Here is a 17,794-nt window from a genome sequence, read left to right on the forward strand (position 1 = left end):
AAACACTAGGCTTATGGCACTAACTTCTGTAGTTTTATTGATGGTTGCTTTATTTATTCATGTTATTTTAACATAACTACTCTTGGAGAGCCAGATTTATTAAAACATTTGCTCTAAATATTGCTCATAGCCTAGTTGTTCTAGTTTTGCTTGCTTTGCAATTACTGATTCAGATAGAGTTTGGCGATATTGTTGCACTCTTTCTAGCAATTCTGGTTGCTGAGTTGCGAGGATTTGTACAGCTAAAAGTCCGGCATTTTTGGCATTACCGATCGCCACTGTTGCCACCGGGATACCCGCAGGCATTTGTAAAATAGAATACAAAGAATCAACACCTTGTAAGTTACGGGTGGGTACAGGAACACCGATCACAGGAAGTGGAGTTAAAGACGCGACCATTCCAGGCAGATGGGCAGCACCACCGGCACCAGCAATAATTACTTTAATGCCGCGTTGGTGTGCAAGTTGAGCATATTGCACCATGCGTTCTGGGGTACGATGAGCAGAAACGATCGCCACTTCGCTCTCAACGCCAAATTCTTCACAAACTGCGATCGCATCTTTCATGGTGGGCAAATCAGAATCGCTGCCCATGATAATACCAACTAGGGGAGTCATAATAATTCAAAATTCAAAATTCAAAATTGTTTGAGCTAGATATCGAAGCTGTGCAATGCCGATCATCATCTCATCTATTGGCATTGCTTTATATTGATTCATCGGTATTCGTTGCATCTAAAATCAGATTTAGCTATCTTTTCGCCAATGTGATGACCCAAGCAACACAAAATCCTGTAGATATTATCAATGCTAGAGTACCAGGGTACAAAGATTTGCAGATGCTCTTGATTAATCATGAGGGCATAATTGAGCAAATCTTGCCAATGGGTACAGCAGGATTACACAGCCGTGCATCGATAATAGATGTAGCAGGCGACTGGATTTCATTGGGTGGCGTTGATTTGCAAATTAACGGGGCTTTGGGATTGGCATTTCCTGATTTTACGGCTGAAAATGCTCATATACTCCAGAAAATAAGGCAATTTTTGTGGGATGTCGGGGTAGATGGATTTTTACCGACACTTGTGACAACTTCAGTCGAAAACATTCAGCGATCGCTTGCTATTATTGCTGAAGTTCTCCCCAGTCAACAAGCAGATGCCAAGATTCTGGGAGTACATCTAGAAGGCCCATTTTTGAATTTCCAAAAGCGCGGCGCACACCCAGCAGAGTACCTCTTACCCTTAACAATTGACGAGGTAAAGCGGGTTTTGGGTAATTATGCTCATGTGGTCAAAGTGATCACCTTAGCACCAGAGTTAGATTTCACTGGTGAAGTAATTCCATATTTGCGTTCTCTGGGGATTATTGTCAGTTTAGGGCATTCTCAAGCAACATCTGCCCAAGCGCAACGTGCCTTTGAGGAGGGTGCAACGATGGTAACTCATGCTTTCAACGCCATGCCAGCATTACATCACCGCGAACCAGGATTATTAGGGGCAGCAATTACTCATCCTGATGTGATGTGTGGTTTTATTGCTGATGGTAAACACGTTTCGCCCACAATACTGCAAATTTTACTTCGCGCTAGCTATCAAGAAAAAGGGCTGTTTCTTGTTAGCGATGCCCTTGCACCTTTGGGGCTACCCGATGGCGTATATCCTTGGGATAGTCGGCAAATTGAAGTTAAAAACGGTACGGCACAACTGGCCGATGGCACTTTGTCGGGGACGACTTTACCGTTGTTGGTGGGAGTGCAGAATTTGGTAAAATGGGGGATTTGTGATGTAGAAAGTGCGATCGCTTTAGCTACTAATGCACCTAGACAAGCGATTGGTTTACCAGGAATTGCCAAGAGTCAACCCGCTAATTTATTACGCTGGCATTGGGATGAGACTACAAAAGAATTGACTTGGCAACGATTATTTACAGCGTTGCTCAATTGCAGTATGAATAAAAATGTAGAGACGCGATAAATCGCTTCTCTACAAGGGTTTAAAAATTTTCTAAATCAGCAAGGCCGTTTTTTGAGACTCTAGTCATGCGAGGTTGAATCTCATAATTGAACTATGCAGGGTTAGGTTGAGTTCGGCTTTGAAGTAGCTGGATAATTGCAGCTTTTTCTAAGATTCCAACTAGGACGCCATTCTTCCGAATCACGGGGAGGACAGACAGCTTTTGTTGTTCGAGTAACTGCATGACTTCCAGCAGAGGTTGATCGGATTGGACTGTGGTAGATTCGGTAATTGGTCGCATAACTTCTTTGACTTGAGTTTCTGACCACAGTGCTGTTGGAATAGTTCGTAAATTATCAACTGCGATCGCACCTACTAATTGTCCATGATCATCAGTCACTAAGAACCGATGCCAGTTTTGCCCACTTATGACTCGCTCATCGGCAAACTCTCTCAAGCTAAGATTAGCAGATACAATCGGGCTATCATGAGTTACAGCATCCTCGGCTGTCAAACCTGTGAGCTTTTCTTGCACTCTGGCAAATTGAGCCGCATTACCAGCATTTTGTAACAAGAAGAAGCCAACTAACAAGTTCCAGAAGTTACCGAAGCTGCCAAATAATAGTAGGGGAACTATACCTGAAAGAATTGCTACCCAACCAAATATTTGCCCAACTCGACTAGCAAAGGTTACACCTTTATAAGGATTACCTGTAATTTTCCAAACAATGGCTTTCAGTATATTTCCACCATCTAAGGGCAAGCCAGGAATAAGATTAAACAGGGCTAATGCCAAGTTAACAGACGCTAGAACACCAAGAATTGCAGCTAACGGCCCTGATGCAGCAGTAGTAATACCAATAGCTGTAAGGATACCGCATAGTAGTAAACTAACTAATGGCCCAGCGATCGCTACCCAGAATGCTTCACCTGGAGTTTTGGACTCTTTTTCTAAGCTAGCCAAACCGCCAAATATAAACAGTGTGATCGATTTGACATCAATACCCTGACCAATCGCAACGAAACTGTGGCCTAATTCATGGGCGACGACAGAGGCAAATAACATTAGCGCTGTCATCAGTCCTAGTAGCAAAGCTAATCCCACAGACAATTGGGGAAATTGCGCCGCCAGTCCACTGCTATAGCTCCAAGTTACCAAACCCAGAACTAAAAACCATGACGGATGGATATAGAAGGGAATTCCGAAGAGATTTCCAACGCGAATTGTGCCATTCATGTCGTTCACCTTTGATTTCAGCTTCGAGAGGTTTGCTTTCGTCCTTCTCGATGTCTTTAGTGTAACGAGATGTTAAGAGATTTTAATCTTGATGACGGTAGTGGTGTCCGTCCGTAAAGGTGCGGTTATTGGGCAACTGCCGTGAGTAATACCATTTCACACAAACCCTGATACATATAGATTTCTCGTAGGGGCACAGCATTGCTGTGCCCCTACCAACGTATCTGCCTTTTTCCGGTCAACCAATTTTGGATTTTAGATTTGCGATTTTGGATTGACCCCGACCACGAGGGTGCGGGGCTTGGGGATTTTGGATAATAGAATTTGAATTTATTCCGCTTGACTTCGGGCGGGGCATGAACCGAAATAATCTAAAATCTAAAATCCAAAATCGTTAGGTCAATGGTATTAGGCATCCACCTATGCTGCAATTACCTCCATCTGCTGAGAACTTTTCTGCAACATCGGGGTAATTATATCAGCAGGGACAGGACGACTGAAGTAATAACCCTGACCTTCGTCACATCCACGCATTTGCAGGTAGTCAAGCTGTTCTTTGGTTTCCACACCCTCTGCCGTGATTTTCAACCGGAGGCTCTTGGCGAGGGCAATGATCGCATCGGTGATGGCGGCGCTATCAGGATTGGACGTGACATCCTGCACAAATGACCGATCAATCTTGAGCATATTCACAGGAAAGCGCTTCAAGTAGTTGAGGGAGGAATAACCGGTGCCGAAGTCATCTAGAGCCAACCATATACCCAGTTCTCGTAATTGTTTTAAGGTTTTAACCGATCGCTCAATGTCACCCATCAAGAAGCTTTCCGTCACTTCCAGTTCCAGGTAAGATGTTTTGAGTCCAGTCTCCTGAATAATTTGGCTGACGACTTCAACCAGATTCGGTTGTTCAAACTGTCGAGATGACAGATTTACAGATATCCGAATTGGGCTAAATCCAGCAAGTTGCCAAGCACGGTTTTGGGCACAAGCAGTTCGCAAGACCCATTGATCAATTGGCACAATCAAACCATTGGCTTCGGCAATGGGAATAAACTTTGCTGGAGAAATCAAACCTAAGGTAGGATGCTGCCAGCGAACCAACGCTTCCATTCCTGTAATTTCTCCGTTGTCTAAATCAATCAGAGGTTGATAATAAACCAGCATTTCGTTGCGCCCAAGCGCTCCATGTAACTCATTTTCTAAGGTCAGTCGCTCCTGCAACTGAGCATTAATTTCCGGCGAATAGTATTGGTATTGGCTACGCCCTTGCTGTTTGGCCTGGTACAGTGCCATGTGAGCCTGTTGCAAGAGTTGATCTACGCTATTAGAATCATTTAGGTCATTAATTGTGATGCCGATGCTGGCGGTGATATGAATCGATTTACCTTCTAAAAAAAAAGGTTTTTTCAACGTACTCGATAGCAGCTGAGACAGCTTAATCACACTTTCAAAAGAAATAATCTCCATGCGGGCAAGGACAAATTCATCTCCACTCAAATGGGCAAGAATATCTGTTTGCGCCATGCAAGTTGATAACCTCTGAGCAACTGCTCTTAACAACAAATTTGTTGTTTCATGCTCCAACCCATGACTCATACCAGTGAAATCATCAATAGCCAGCAAAAATACAGCTACAAGGCGCTGGTTGTTTTCAGGTTGAGATAGAATCTGATGGAGGCGATCGCGGAATAAATCACGATTGGGTAATCCAGTTAGATCATCATAATGAGTGATGTAGTGAATTAACTCATCTAATTTGTGAAGAGTTTGTGAAGTATCCGCCATCAATGTCCCCGCTTCATCAACAAATTCTGTGGGCAATTCCGGTAGGGTTTTGGTGGTCAGATAATTTTGCAATGCAGCAGATGTCAAAATAACCGGTTTGAGGAGGTGGTTTAGGGCGTAGAGGGTGGCAGCCGTACCCGCTAACGTCGCCAATAGAGCAACGATCATAACTCGCGCCGCCATCTCGAAAGAATAGGAGTTTGAGATGAGGAAACTCAAGAGTAAGGTGAGGAGTGGTACATGAGTGCCCAAAAATGCCACCAACATGATTTTAGCGGTGTAACTTTTCTTCAGCCATCCGAAATGAGCTAGGAACGAGTACAGGTAGAGGTTGTGATTGAGTTTCATAAATTCTGTTTCATAGTTGGCGAATTAGTTCCGAGCTATCCTGGCAAAAGAATATTTTTGATTCACAATCCAGTGGAATCAGCTCTCGTGGAAACCAACTCTTGTTAGGTTATATTTTATGCTTCCCAATTTAGGCTTATACTTGATCTATCTAACGATAAAGTTTCTGTAAAACTTATTGCACAAGCAATTTCACAATTAAGAGGCAATTGTGTTTATTGTTACCCTATTAGTAGTTCTTAGTTTGTCTTAAGGTGATATAAGAGCAAAAAAATCTGATTTGTGTTGGCGTAGCCTGCCGTAGGCATAAAATAATTTTTTATAACGAACCGCAGAGACGCAGAGAACGCAGAGAGAATAAAGAGAGATTTTTACGAATGATTAAGTAGGGTTATATGTTGTAGGGGCACAGCAATGCCCATGCGTGTCAACTTAAGCCAAAACCCTTTTAAAACCTCGTTTCCAGCCTCTGGCTGGAAATGCAGATCGTTGCGGCTCTGCCGCAAGTCTTGAGGCGGCAGCCCTCTCGGAATGCATTAAGAGTCGGAGACTGGGAACGAGACAATCTCTAAAAGCTGATTCTAGACTGGTTTTCACCTTAAGTTGACACCAATGTGGGTGGTCTATTTAAGTGAAAATTGCTGTAAAGACGCAACAGATCATTTCTGGCTATAGCCAGAAATGAGCCGATTTGTCACTTGCTCTAACACCTTTAATGCTGTTAATGAACCTCGAATCAGCCGAGTCGCAGCAAGGGGTTGTCGAAGCATTGCCATCGCTAAAGGCAAAGGCTTTAGGGAGCCATCAGAGTTAATTGCTGGTGTGAGATCAGGGATATTATGCTGACAATCGTCGCTGACTACTCGCAGTATTGCCACGTCCACGCCAGCTGCATTGAAAAACTCTAGGGCGGTAAATCCTTCCATATCAACAACATCAGCCGCCAAAGTCTCACCTAAACGGCGTTTTTCACCAGCAGACCAAATGAGGCGATCGCTTGTTAATGACTTTACTAATGATACTTTATCTGATATGCAAGAATGCAATTGTGCTGTGAAAGTGCGATCGCATTCTTGCTGCTTCTCCTGATAAACACAATCTTGATACAGCACAATATCACCAACTGTATGGCGATCGCTCAAGCTGCCACATATACCCATAATCAACACTCTGGATTTTGCAGCCAGAAATTGTCCTTGTTGCAGATATTTGCGTAAAGGCTTCATCCCAACAGGTATGGCTACTACTGTGGGAATGGAGCCAGTAACGCCGCGAAAGGCGCGACACACAGCTTTATATTCTGCTCCCTGAGGTACCAGAATTGTGTTGATGGGCAAAAAATTAGGCACTATCCCTCTCGACAGTTTTGAAGTTTCCTTTTGTATTAAAGATTGGGTCATATCTGAGTGACAATAAGTAATGTTGCCGTTTTGTGATACCCAAAACTCGCAAACCCAAGCCGATTGCTGTAGCATGACTAAATAATTGTGTCACCCACACGATAATTTTCCAAGATGGTAAAGCTTCATAACTCCAAATCCGCACGAGAACTCTTCAATATTTCCAAATTGGCGATTCAATTTTCGTGGCTGACGGTGAGTTTTTGGATTGCCGTAACCGTAGCTGGTGTTCTGGCTTTCAGTTCCCTTAAATATGCCTTGTTTCCAGATATTACCTTTCCAGTGGTGGTTGTGAATGCTACAGCCCCCCTGACAACTGCTCTGGATACGGAGGCGAAGCTCACCAAACCCGTGGAAGAACGTCTCCGCTCTCTAGAAGGACTGGAAAATGTCCGCTCATCCACCTATCCTGGTCAAACTGCTGTTAGTCTTTCTTTTGCTGTTGGGACGAATTTAGAAACATCGACCAAAAAGGTTGAAACTGCCCTCAAACAGTTAACTCTACCTCCGGGAGCAACCGACAAAATTATTCCCCTGAATCTAAACGAGTCAGCCGCCATTAGTTATGCCATAGAGAGTTCCACGCGGAATCTCAAAGATTTGACAAAGTTGGCGCAAGATGAGATCGTGAGTGCGATCGCTAAACTACCTGGAGTCCTGAAAGTCTCACTACTAGGCGCTGCGACTGCAACTCCTCCCCTAAATCCGGCGAATGCGAGTGCAACTGCTCTCCCCCAAGGTGGGGCGACATTAGTCCGGTTTAATGGTGAAGATGCACTCGCATTTCAGGTAATCAAACGCGGTAATGCTAACACCTTGGAAGTAGTGAGTCGAGTTGAGAAAGAAGTCCAAAGGCTACGCTCTACCCTCAAGGATGTCAAGCTCACTTTAGCTGCCACCCAAGCAGAATATATCCGCCAAGCTACCCAGTCAACAATCGATGCGCTGATGGAAGCAGTCTTGTTGTCAATCGTGGTAATTTTTCCTTTTTTATGGAATTGGCGGGCAACTCTCATCTCTGCCTTGGCGATTCCGACATCTTTGTTGGCGACGTTTATCGTCATGGCGATTTTCGGCTTTAACCTGGAAACAATCACCCTGCTGGCTTTAGCTTTGGTAATTGGTAGTATTGTTGATGATGCGATCGTGGATGTGGAAAACATCATGCGACACGTTGAAGATGGGGAAACTCCTCGGCAAGCGGCGCTTTTAGCGACAAATGAGATTGGTTTAACAGTCACCGCCGCCACCTTGACAGCAGTAGCAGTTTTTCTACCCATAGGTTTGATGGGTGGGGTAATCGGTCAGTTCTTCAAGCCTTTCGGCATCACTGTTTCAGCCGCGATGCTTGCTTCTATGCTAGTTGCTCGGACTTTATCTCCAGTTCTGGCTATCTACTGGCTGAAACCTAAATCCTCACTCTCCCGGCGTCAGGAAGCAAAAATCTGGGTAGCGTTTACCCAATCTTACAGAAATTTGCTGAGTTGGTCTTTGAATCACCGCAAGATAGTTATCGGGTTAGCTGTCCTCAGTTTCATCGCAGGTATAGCACTGATTCCACTAATTCCCAAAGGGTTTATTCCCAAACTCGATCGCGGCGAATTTAATATTGCTTATACGGCTCCTTTGCCAAGTATCCCCGAAGGAGCTCAAGATATCTTGAGCAGAGGAGCAGAGGGGCAGAGGAGAAACCCCAATGCCCAATTCCCACTCCCCAGTACAGAGGCGATTAATCGCGTCTCTGCCAACTCCCCACTTCCTATTCCCAATCCCTTAAAGGATTCTCTTGAGGTTGCGAAGAAACTAGAAGAAGTTGTGAGAAAATCACCGGCAGTTGAAACGGTATTTACCACTGTTGGTTCTCGTGAGGGTGAGCCGAATAAAGGGACACTATATGTAAAGTTAAAGGAAAACCGGACAATCACAACTGGGGAACTACAAGATCAATTGCGCTCCTCCTTACCTGCTCTTTCTGGGGTAACTACCAGTGTTGAAGATATTCAATTTGTCGATTCCGGCGGTCAAAAACCCTTGCAAATAGCATTACAAGGTAATGATCTCCAAGCTCTGAGCAAAGCAGTCAAAGCGATTAAAGAGAGGATTCAGAGGCTACCGGGATTCGCTGATGTCACAGTTACAGGTGAAACGAATCCGCAGGGCAAGGTTTTTCAGATCGAGCGTCTGAATAATCAGCGCGTGGCCTACATCAGTGCTAATCTTGGCCAGGATCTGTCCTTGGGTGATGCCACTGACAAAGTAGTAGCTGAAGCAAAGGCGGTGTTACCCTCTGATGTTTCCTTAAATTTAGGGGGAGACTCTGCCCGTCAAGATGAAGTTTTTGGCAGTTTCGGCACTACTCTAGCTCTATCTGCCCTGTGCATTGTTGTGGTACTAATTTTGCTGTTCAAAAGCTGGGTAGACCCTCTGGTTATTGGTGTATCTTTGCCTTTGGCACTGGTGGGAGCAATGTTGGCGCTATTAATCACCAAGAGCGACTTTGGCATGATCTCACTGATCGGTTTCGTCTTTTTGCTGGGGCTGGCAAATAAAAATGCTATTTTGCTTGTAGATTTCATTAACCAGTTACGCAACGCTGGCTTAGAGCGCACCGAGGCGATCCTCAACACCGGACTAGTGCGCCTCAGACCAATTATGATGACCACGGCCTCGACTATTTTAGGAATGCTACCGATCGCACTAGGTTTTGGTGCTGGTTCAGAATTGCGATCGCCTATGGCTGTAGCGATCGCTGGTGGACTAGTAACTTCAACTATCCTCAGTTTGATTGTTGTGCCAGTAGTTTACACCATTTTGGATGATTGGTTTCCCCGATTTCAGAAGAGGGGGATAAGTTAATGCAAGTTTTTGTCACGGGGGGGACGGGTTTTATTGGTGCCCATTTGGTACGGTTGTTGCTGCAACAGGGTTACACAGTCAAAGCACTGGTACGCTCAAGCAGTAATTTGGAGAATCTACGCGGTTTGGAGGTGGAAATTGTCAAAGGCGATTTAAATTCACCAAATCTCTGGCAACAGATGGTAGGTTGTCAATACTTATTTCATGTGGCAGCCCATTATTCTCTGTGGCAAACAGACCGAGAATTACTCCATCTTCACAATGTCCTGGGTACGCGCAATGTGTTGGCAGCAGCTCGCAAAGCTAATATTGAGCGCACCGTCTACACCAGTTCAGTGGCAGCAATTGGGGTAGGATCATCTGGTCAAGTCGTCGATGAAACACATCAGAGTCCCTTAGAAAAGTTGGTGGGTGACTACAAAAAGTCTAAGTTTCTGGCTGAACAAGAAGCTATGCAAGCCGTTGCTACAGGTCAGGAGGTAGTTATTGTCAATCCCAGCAGTCCGATTGGCTCGTTGGATATCAAACCTACCCCCACGGGTGATATAATCTTGCGGTTTCTACGACGACAAATGCCTTTTTACTTAGATACTGGTTTGAATTTTATCGATGTGCGGGATGTGGCATGGGGGCATTTACTAGCTTTGCAGCGAGGTAAATCAGGCGATCGCTATATCTTAGGTCATCAAAACCTCAGTCTCAAGCAACTACTCGAACAACTCGCCGATATCACAGGTCTAATAGCACCTCAACGAACTGTACCCGCTTGGTTGCCCCTTAGTGTTGCCTGGGTTGATGAAAAGATTCTCGCACCACTGGGAAAATTGCCCTCAGTGCCATTGGATGGAGTTCGGATGGCGAAACAACCTATGTATTACAATGCTGCTAAGGCTGTACGAGAGTTGGGTCTACCTCAATCTTCGCTGAATGGGGCACTCAAGGATGCTGTGGATTGGTTTGTTGCTCAGGGTTATGTTAAATGAGAAATATAGCGATTCATATATCAATACGGTTCAGTTAAGGCTTAACTCTTTGTCAAAGTCAATTTTTTTAACGAACCGCGTTCGCGTTAGCGTCTCCCCTTGGGAGAAGGACGCGTTCGCGTAGCGTCTTGTAGAGAAGGACGCAAAGGAAGAGAAGAAAGAGAAGGAAGAAATGCTTAACTGAACTGTATTGGTTCATATATGGATGCTTAGTACAGAATTTCATAAATTTATAGCGAATTAAAATTGGCAAAACTCAGCTTCCCTCTGCGCTTAAAAAAGCTACTAATTCTGGAAATGCTGTACTTAGCTGTGCTACTCTACGATGACTAACGTTTTGCCTTTTCCTGTGGTGTTTTTATATCTAAAAGAGGAGCGATCGCAACAATGGCAGTTAATATACAACAAGCTATGGATATTGGGAAGTATCTTGTTACGCAACGTTTGAAAGGACGTAAACGCTTCCCGTTAGTATTAATGTTGGAACCTCTTTTTCGGTGTAATCTAGCTTGTACTGGTTGTGGTAAGATCCAACATCCAAAGGAAATTTTAAAGCAAAATCTCACCCCAGAACAGTGTTTTGCCGCAGTGGAAGAGTGTGGCGCACCAGTTGTCTCAATTCCTGGGGGAGAACCTCTGCTGCACCCCCAGATTGATGAAATTGTCCAAGGATTAATTGAGCGCAAGAAATATATTTACTTGTGTACCAATGGTTTGTTGTTAGAAAAGAGTTTGGATAAGTTTCAACCTTCTCCTTACCTAACTTTTAGTGTGCATTTAGATGGGATGCGGGAGTTGCACGATCATTGTGTCGATCGCCAAGGTGTCTTTGATATTGCTGTCAAAGCCATTCGCGCCGCTAAAGCTAAAGGCTTTCGAGTTACTACTAACACCACTATCTTTGAGGGTACTCAACCCAAAGATATGCAAGAGTTCTTCGACTTTCTGGAAACACTAAATACTGACGGAATGATGATTTCTCCCGGTTACAGTTACGAGTGGGCACCAGATCAAGATCATTTTCTCCACCGTGAACAAACACGCGCCCTCTTCCGGGAAATTCTGGCTCCATACAAAGCTGGTGAAAAAAACTGGAACTTCAATCACAATCCGCTATTCTTAGATTTTCTCACTGGTGAGAAAGACTACGAATGCACGCCTTGGGGTAGCCCTAGTTATAGCGTTCTCGGTTGGCAAAAACCTTGCTATCTGCTGAACGAAGGTTATTACTCTACCTTCAAAGAATTACTCGCACAAACTGACTGGAGTCAATATGGACGCGCTAGTGGTAATCCCAAGTGTGCCGATTGTATGGTTCACTGCGGCTACGAACCCACCGCCGCAATTGATGCAATGCAGCCGCAAAATATGGCGCGTGCCCTTGGCAGTGTGTTTGGTAGAAACTAGTAGGTAGTAAATACTACATCTTTAAGGGTGCGATGTCTGCGGTGGTCACTGAGCCAAGTCGAAGTGCGGGCGTAGATGCAGCACCCTTGAAATGATGATTAGGGACTGACAAATAAAAAAATACTCAACTACTTCTTGTGGGGTGGGCATCTTGCCCGCCCTTAGCCAAAGGCGGACAAGATTGGATAATTTATTTGTTGTCAGTCCCTTAGACTAGAATGTGGATTATAAAGGGTAGGTTTGTCAATTTAGTGAGAGTCTAAAATTAAAGATTTTCTCAAATAAAGATGATTTTGAGAGCAAACAAGGGATAAATAAAGATAGTTACATCTTTAGTGACGATTCTCTTAGTTTTCTATGACCTATTGCCTCAGAATTGCCGACCTACCTACAAATGAGCGTCCGCGTGAACGACTAATGACGCATGGTGCCAAAATTTTAGCCACAGCAGAGTTAATTGCAATTCTTTTAGGCACTGGACAAGGGCCAGGGAAACTCTCTGCTGTGGGTTTGGGACAATATATCTTGAGCGAATTAGGCAAACACCAACGTGATCCTTTGGCAGTTATCCGAGAAGTTACCCCAGCTGAGTTGATGCAAATTTCTGGTGTTGGGCCAGCGAAGGCGACAAGTATCTTAGCAGCAATTGAATTGGGCAAACGCGCTTTTCAGTCTCGTCCCAATGACGGCACATTAATTGATAGCCCACTTGCTGCTGCTGCTACCCTCAGTCAAGATTTGATGTGGCAGATACAAGAACGTTTTGCAGTGGTGCTATTGGATGTTAAGAATCGCTTACTGGGTACTCAAGTAATTACCATTGGGACTGCAACCGAAACCCTAGCCTCTCCCCGTGAAATCTTTCGAGTAGTTATTCGTCAAGGTGCAACGCGGGTAATAGTTGCCCACAACCATCCTTCTGGGAACCTTGAACCCAGCCAGGAAGATATAGAATTGACGCGCCAGTTGTTAGCAGGGGCGCAGCTTTTGGGCATTCCGGTACTAGATCACCTGATTTTGGGTAATGGCAATCATCAAAGTTTACGGGAACTGACAACCTTGTGGGATGAGCATCCACAGGGAGATTAATCAATTAACAGGACGCGGTGATGCAGAGAGTTTTTCATGAATTTTGAATTGTTATACCATTTCTTTGTGAGGCTGCGCCAAACCCTTTTAACTTCTTTCTTTCTTTCTTTCTTTCTTTCTTTCTTTCTTTCTTTCTTTCTTTCTTTCTTTGTGTCCTTTGCGTCCTTTGCGGTTCGTTTTTCTTTCTTGTACTTAAATATGGTTTAGCGCATTTTCATACAGAATTGGTTATTAAGCTTCATCTACCCAATAAAGATAATATCGTTCACTATCAACCCAAGCTCTCTGAAAATCTTTGATCGGAACAATCTTCAAATCATTGCGGTTAACATTCAGTTTTTTATTTAAAATTAGCAAAATTTTCTTTTGCTCATCTTGATTTTTGAGTAGAGAATTAATTTGGCTTAATATCTCAGGTTGTTCGACATCTTGACGACCTTTTTTAAATAGGGTAAAGCTTCCCATTTTTTGAAGCTCAGGATAGTAAAATTTTCGATTTAGATAACCCGATAAAGGAGCCATATTTGCATCTCTACTGGCAACCATAAACTCATTAGCTAACCCAGCTTTTTGAATATATTCAGATGTTTCCCGACTGGCAGAAAATGGTACAACTAAATCTCTTGAAAAACTATAAATACCTCCCCCAAACTGAACATAAAGAATTAGCATCAAAGCGATATGATGCCATTTGTTCACAAATGTAATTGAATTTGGGCGAATAGAAAACTTGTTGAGTAAAACTGGAGACTCTTGATAATAATTTCCCAGCCATAAAGCCGCTATCAGAACTAAATAGAAATGTCCAAAATGCCGAGGCATACCGATAAATCTCAAGTATGTAAAGGCAAATATTACACAATTACCTATAATGTAGAAAAAGAGAGCAACTGGCTTTTTAGATAATTTAATCAAGGTTAAAATTACAATGAATAGAGCAATTACCGCACAAACAATTAAATCCAACAAATTTTTGTGTGCAGGAATAATTAATAAATAACTACCAAAGATTCTACCTATGCTTCTCAACAAATGACGGATATCTAATTGGATTACCCAACCATTCTTTAACCCCCCATAAAGATAACTATCTGTCGGAGGAGTAAGAATATAAATGGATAAAAGAAAAGAAAATGTGATAATTAAAATACTTATAAATAAGTCGTATTTTTGGCTTTGACTAAAATATTGCTGGCGATGTTCGCTATCAAAACAAAATTCAGCTAGCAAAGTCAATGATAAAGAGAATGATACTAATAAACCATAAGCACTACTATTTGCTAATAAACCCAATAAAATTGCCAAATAAATATAAGTTACTTTTCTGGATGAAAAAACCGTACAAAATGCAAAAACGAACAACATACTAAAGGCATAATTTCGAGAAATTAAAAGATATTCATAAAAAGGAAAGAAACCAAAGGAAAACAGAAATTTTTGTTGATAGTTAAAAGGGCTATATAGGCAAAAAATAATAACTGAAACAGCTGTAATTGCCAAATGAAAAATTTGCATAATCATCGGATTATCAACTATTTTTATCAGAAGTGCCAGAGAAAAATACCAGAGAATAGGATGACCTTCATAATGAATATTTGCAATTAAATCGCCCAAAGAATCACTATCTCTGACAATCAGCCAGGGATTTAGTTCATCTCGCCACATCGAATGGTTGAGAATACCTATTAAACCAAGCACAGAAAAAATAATGATAATAAACCAAGGAGAATGAAAAGGTAATTTTGAAGTATATTTGATGATTTTTTTGTTTAACATTGTTAGTTAAGAATGAAATTTATTTGGATCAATCAAATTTATATATGTACGGTCTGTCCAGCCATAGAGTCATACACTCCTCTGCTTCGAGAAATGGATAGATTACCACATTATCGTATTATTGGGATAGATTCTTGAATGAGTTTGTGAAATCTGAGGCGAGCATCTCAATGAGTGTAAAAAGCTTTGTAAAACCTCACCCCAACCCTCTCCGTGGGTTCGGAGAGGGAGCAAGAATCTTGTTTCTCATCTGGTATATTTGCTTTTACTGAGATGCTCCCAATCTGAGTGGATTACACAAGGGGATAATTGCTGTAGCAGTGGGTGCCCAGCTACGGTAGTAATGATATGTATATTTTTCAAAGTTTTGGTTGATATCGCAGCGATCGCATCCCAAATGTGTAAAATACCCTTCATATTGGAAGTCTGGTAACATTAAGTTGACTATTTGGTATTACTCATCACATATTTTTTGACAAATATATATTAAGTATGAATGTTAGCGAATTTTTTCGCTTCACAGTAGAAACAAGCCGTATTTTTCAAACGCCTTGATAAATTCAGATTTAGTTGCTACTTTCGACGATCAACTGCTCACTTAATAAAAAAAATTGAAGCCAGATGATAAATACTACTCTATATACCCTATAATTCTCTTAATTACGGTATCAGCTTAGAAATACCGTAGATTTAGGGGTAAATTCTGATGAGCAAGTCGCAACAACCAACACAATTGGGTAAATTTCTAATTGAAGGAATGCAAGTTTATGCTGTGAAAGCTTTGCAGTCCATACAGCTTTCGTATCAACACACAATTAGAAGTTGGTTGAATGGACGCAGTGTACAAAGCTTTGTGAGTTTGTTTCTCATCGGTGCTTTTTTGAGTATAGCAGTTGTCTCCTGCTCTGGAAGCAGTTCAGCTACCAAGGGTGATGTCAAGCTCAGACTCGTTTCTTTCTCTGTCACCAAAGCAGCTCATGACCAGATAATTCCTAAATTTGTCCAAATGTGGAAGCAAGAACATAACCAAAATGTGACATTTGAGCAAAGCTATGGGGGTTCTGGCGCTCAAGCGGCTGCTGTTATTGCCGGTTCGCAAGAAGCAGACATAGTACATTTAGCACTTGCTTTAGATGTCAACAAAATTCAACAAGCAGGTTTAATTAAATCAGGTTGGGAAATAAAATCACCGAGAAGTGGTATTGTTAGTAGATCGGTTGCTGCGATCGTGACCCGCGAAGGCAATCCCAAAGGCATCAATACTTGGGCAGACTTGGCAAAAGATGGCGTGAAAGTGATTGCAGCTAACCCAAAAACTTCTGGTATTGCTATCTGGGAATTCTTGGCTTTTTGGGGTTCGGTGAGTCTAACAGGCGGTGATGAGGCGACAGCATTAGATTATGTCACCAAAGTTTATAAAAATACGCCTATTCTAACGAAAGATGCCCGTGAAGCCAGCGATTTATTCTTCCAAAAAGGTCAGGGAGATGTCTTAATCAATTACGAAAATGAGGTGATTTTGGCTGGTAAAAATGGGACGAAGTTGCCTTATGTTGTACCCCAAGTCAATATTTCCATTGATAATCCTGTAGCGGTAGTCGATAAAAACGTCGATAATCACGGTACTAGAGAAGTTGCACAAGCATTTGTTGATTTTCTTTACTCGACAGAAGCTCAACGGGAATTTGCAAAATTACAATATCGTCCTGTTAACCCCACCGTTACCCAAGAAGTAGCATCACAACATCCGCCAATTCAAACTTTATTCACATCTCAAGATTTAGGTGGCTGGGATATTATCCAGAAAAAGTTTTTTGGAGATGGGGCAATCTTTGACAAAGTGCAAGCTGCGAAGAAAGCATGATATCTATTTGATCATGCAGCATTCTCTACTTGCAGAGAGCCAAGCATAAGCAATTTGCAGTAACTTTATATCAATTGATAATTTATGAGCTTTAGTAGCCGATTTAAGGATAGCCTTTTCCTGACATTTTTAATGATTATTGCCAGCAGTATCACTGCTTGTAGCAGTAATGAGGAAAAGAAAAGTCAGGTGAGTATTGATGGTGCAGCTGTAGGTTTTCCTATTTCTTTAGCAGTTGCAGAAGAATACGGTAAAGTCAAACCTGAAGCTAAAGTAAGCGTTGCCTCAAGTGGTACTGGTGGTGGTTTCAGTAAATTTTGTAATGGCGATCTTGATATAGCCGGTGCTTCTCGTACCATTAGAGATGAAGAAATCAAAAAATGTAAAAGCAAGAATATTGAATTTGTCGAGTTGCCTATAGCTTTAGATGGCATCGCTGTGATTGCCAACCGTCAAAATAACTTTGCCAAATGTCTAACTATTAAGGAACTGGGTACGATTTGGGGCGGCAAATCAGACGGCAAAATATTGACATGGAATCAAGTTAATCCCAAGTTTCCTAACCAAAAGCTGAAGCTGTATGCTCCATCTTCTGATACGGGAACATTCGATTATATGACTCAAGCGGTGACTGGTAAAGCCAAGAATGGCCGTACAGACTACACTGCCACTCAGAATCAAAACCTTCTCGTACAAGGAGTGTCAGGTGATGTATCAGCCTTGGCTTATGTAGGGATATCTTACTACATTCAAAATCAAGATAAACTGAATCTAGTTGCTGTAGAAAGTCTTAAAGGAAAGTGTGAAAAACCAGTTCCAGTGGATAATGTAATTAAAAATATCTATACACCTTTGTCTCGTCCTCTCTTCATCTATGTTAGTAAAAAATCCTTAGATACTAAGCCAGCAGTAAAAGAATTTGTAGATTTTTATCTAGAAAATTCTTGGAAGTGGGTAGATAGTGTTGGTTATGTAGCATTACCTGATGAAGCTTACCTCAAAGTCAAACAAAAATTTGCTACTGGTGAAACTGGGACAAAATTCAAAAAAGCAAAACCAGGTGAACCAATCACAAACTTTATTTAAATAAAGTC

14 protein-coding genes are annotated in these 17,794 nt (G+C 42.3%); 7 read left to right on the forward strand and 7 right to left on the reverse strand.

The annotated features are described in order from the left end of the window. Window positions 1-99: 99 nt before the first annotated feature. Window positions 100-618, reverse strand: a complete 519-nt coding sequence (gene purE / locus V7L05_RS29750; RefSeq protein ID WP_335169585.1) for a 5-(carboxyamino)imidazole ribonucleotide mutase — start codon at window positions 616-618, stop codon at window positions 100-102. 152 nt (window positions 619-770) lie between these two features. Here purE and nagA point away from each other — a divergent pair, with 152 nt between their 5' ends. Next, entirely contained in the window at window positions 771-1,976 is a 1,206-nt protein-coding gene (nagA, locus tag V7L05_RS29755) for an N-acetylglucosamine-6-phosphate deacetylase (protein ID WP_335169685.1), read from the forward strand. A 91-nt stretch (window positions 1,977-2,067) separates the two neighbouring features. Here nagA and V7L05_RS29760 read toward each other — a convergent pair whose 3' ends face one another. The 4 genes from V7L05_RS29760 to V7L05_RS29775 form a co-directional block, all read right to left on the reverse strand. Further along, entirely contained in the window at window positions 2,068-3,192 is a 1,125-nt protein-coding gene (locus V7L05_RS29760) for a site-2 protease family protein (RefSeq protein WP_335169686.1), read from the reverse strand. Window positions 3,193-3,612: 420 nt separating this feature from the next. Beyond that, window positions 3,613-5,325: a putative bifunctional diguanylate cyclase/phosphodiesterase gene (locus tag V7L05_RS29765; RefSeq protein WP_335169587.1), complete on the reverse strand. Its 1,713-nt coding sequence runs from the start codon at window positions 5,323-5,325 to the stop codon at window positions 3,613-3,615. Window positions 5,326-5,984: 659 nt separating this feature from the next. Further along, entirely contained in the window at window positions 5,985-6,674 is a 690-nt protein-coding gene (locus V7L05_RS29770) for a 5'-methylthioadenosine/S-adenosylhomocysteine nucleosidase family protein (RefSeq protein ID WP_335169589.1), read from the reverse strand. Beyond that, window positions 6,667-6,870, reverse strand: a complete 204-nt coding sequence (locus V7L05_RS29775) for a hypothetical protein (RefSeq protein ID WP_335169690.1) — start codon at window positions 6,868-6,870, stop codon at window positions 6,667-6,669. The genes V7L05_RS29770 and V7L05_RS29775 overlap by 8 nt, the downstream gene beginning before the upstream one ends. Here V7L05_RS29775 and V7L05_RS29780 point away from each other — a divergent pair. From V7L05_RS29780 to radC, 4 genes are all read left to right on the forward strand, one after another. Further along, complete coding sequence (locus V7L05_RS29780) at window positions 6,840-9,581, forward strand: efflux RND transporter permease subunit (RefSeq protein WP_335169591.1); 2,742 nt, start codon at window positions 6,840-6,842, stop codon at window positions 9,579-9,581. The genes V7L05_RS29775 and V7L05_RS29780 overlap by 31 nt on opposite strands. Next, window positions 9,581-10,564: a hopanoid-associated sugar epimerase gene (gene hpnA, locus V7L05_RS29785; protein WP_335169593.1), complete on the forward strand. Its 984-nt coding sequence runs from the start codon at window positions 9,581-9,583 to the stop codon at window positions 10,562-10,564. Before V7L05_RS29780 ends, hpnA begins: the two co-directional genes overlap by 1 nt. A 387-nt stretch (window positions 10,565-10,951) precedes the next feature. Continuing rightward, the gene (gene hpnH, locus V7L05_RS29790; RefSeq protein ID WP_335169595.1) at window positions 10,952-11,971 is read left to right on the forward strand and encodes an adenosyl-hopene transferase HpnH; all 1,020 of its coding nucleotides are present in this window, start codon (window positions 10,952-10,954) and stop codon (window positions 11,969-11,971) included. Between the two features lie 357 nt (window positions 11,972-12,328). Then, window positions 12,329-13,060, forward strand: a complete 732-nt coding sequence (gene radC, locus V7L05_RS29795) for a RadC family protein (protein WP_334947159.1) — start codon at window positions 12,329-12,331, stop codon at window positions 13,058-13,060. Between the two features lie 231 nt (window positions 13,061-13,291). Here radC and V7L05_RS29800 read toward each other — a convergent pair whose 3' ends face one another. Then, window positions 13,292-14,836 carry a hypothetical protein gene (locus V7L05_RS29800; RefSeq protein WP_335169598.1) on the reverse strand — a complete coding sequence of 515 codons (1,545 nt, stop codon included), beginning with the start codon at window positions 14,834-14,836 and terminating at the stop codon, window positions 13,292-13,294. A gap of 265 nt (window positions 14,837-15,101) precedes the next feature. Then, on the reverse strand, window positions 15,102-15,272 hold the full coding sequence (locus tag V7L05_RS29805) for a hypothetical protein (RefSeq protein WP_335169600.1): 171 nt from the start codon (window positions 15,270-15,272) through the stop codon (window positions 15,102-15,104). 270 nt (window positions 15,273-15,542) lie between these two features. Here V7L05_RS29805 and V7L05_RS29810 point away from each other — a divergent pair, with 270 nt between their 5' ends. Together V7L05_RS29810 and V7L05_RS29815 are read left to right on the forward strand one after the other, a co-directional pair. Continuing rightward, on the forward strand, window positions 15,543-16,700 hold the full coding sequence (locus tag V7L05_RS29810) for a sulfate ABC transporter substrate-binding protein (RefSeq protein ID WP_335169602.1): 1,158 nt from the start codon (window positions 15,543-15,545) through the stop codon (window positions 16,698-16,700). An 84-nt stretch (window positions 16,701-16,784) separates the two neighbouring features. Continuing rightward, window positions 16,785-17,786, forward strand: coding sequence for a PstS family phosphate ABC transporter substrate-binding protein (locus tag V7L05_RS29815; RefSeq protein WP_335169604.1), 1,002 nt, complete (start codon window positions 16,785-16,787; stop codon window positions 17,784-17,786). Window positions 17,787-17,794 lie beyond the last annotated feature (8 nt).

This window comes from Nostoc sp. (genome assembly GCF_036917755.1).
In the GTDB taxonomy this organism is placed as follows: Bacteria; Cyanobacteriota; Cyanobacteriia; order Cyanobacteriales; family Nostocaceae; genus Nostoc.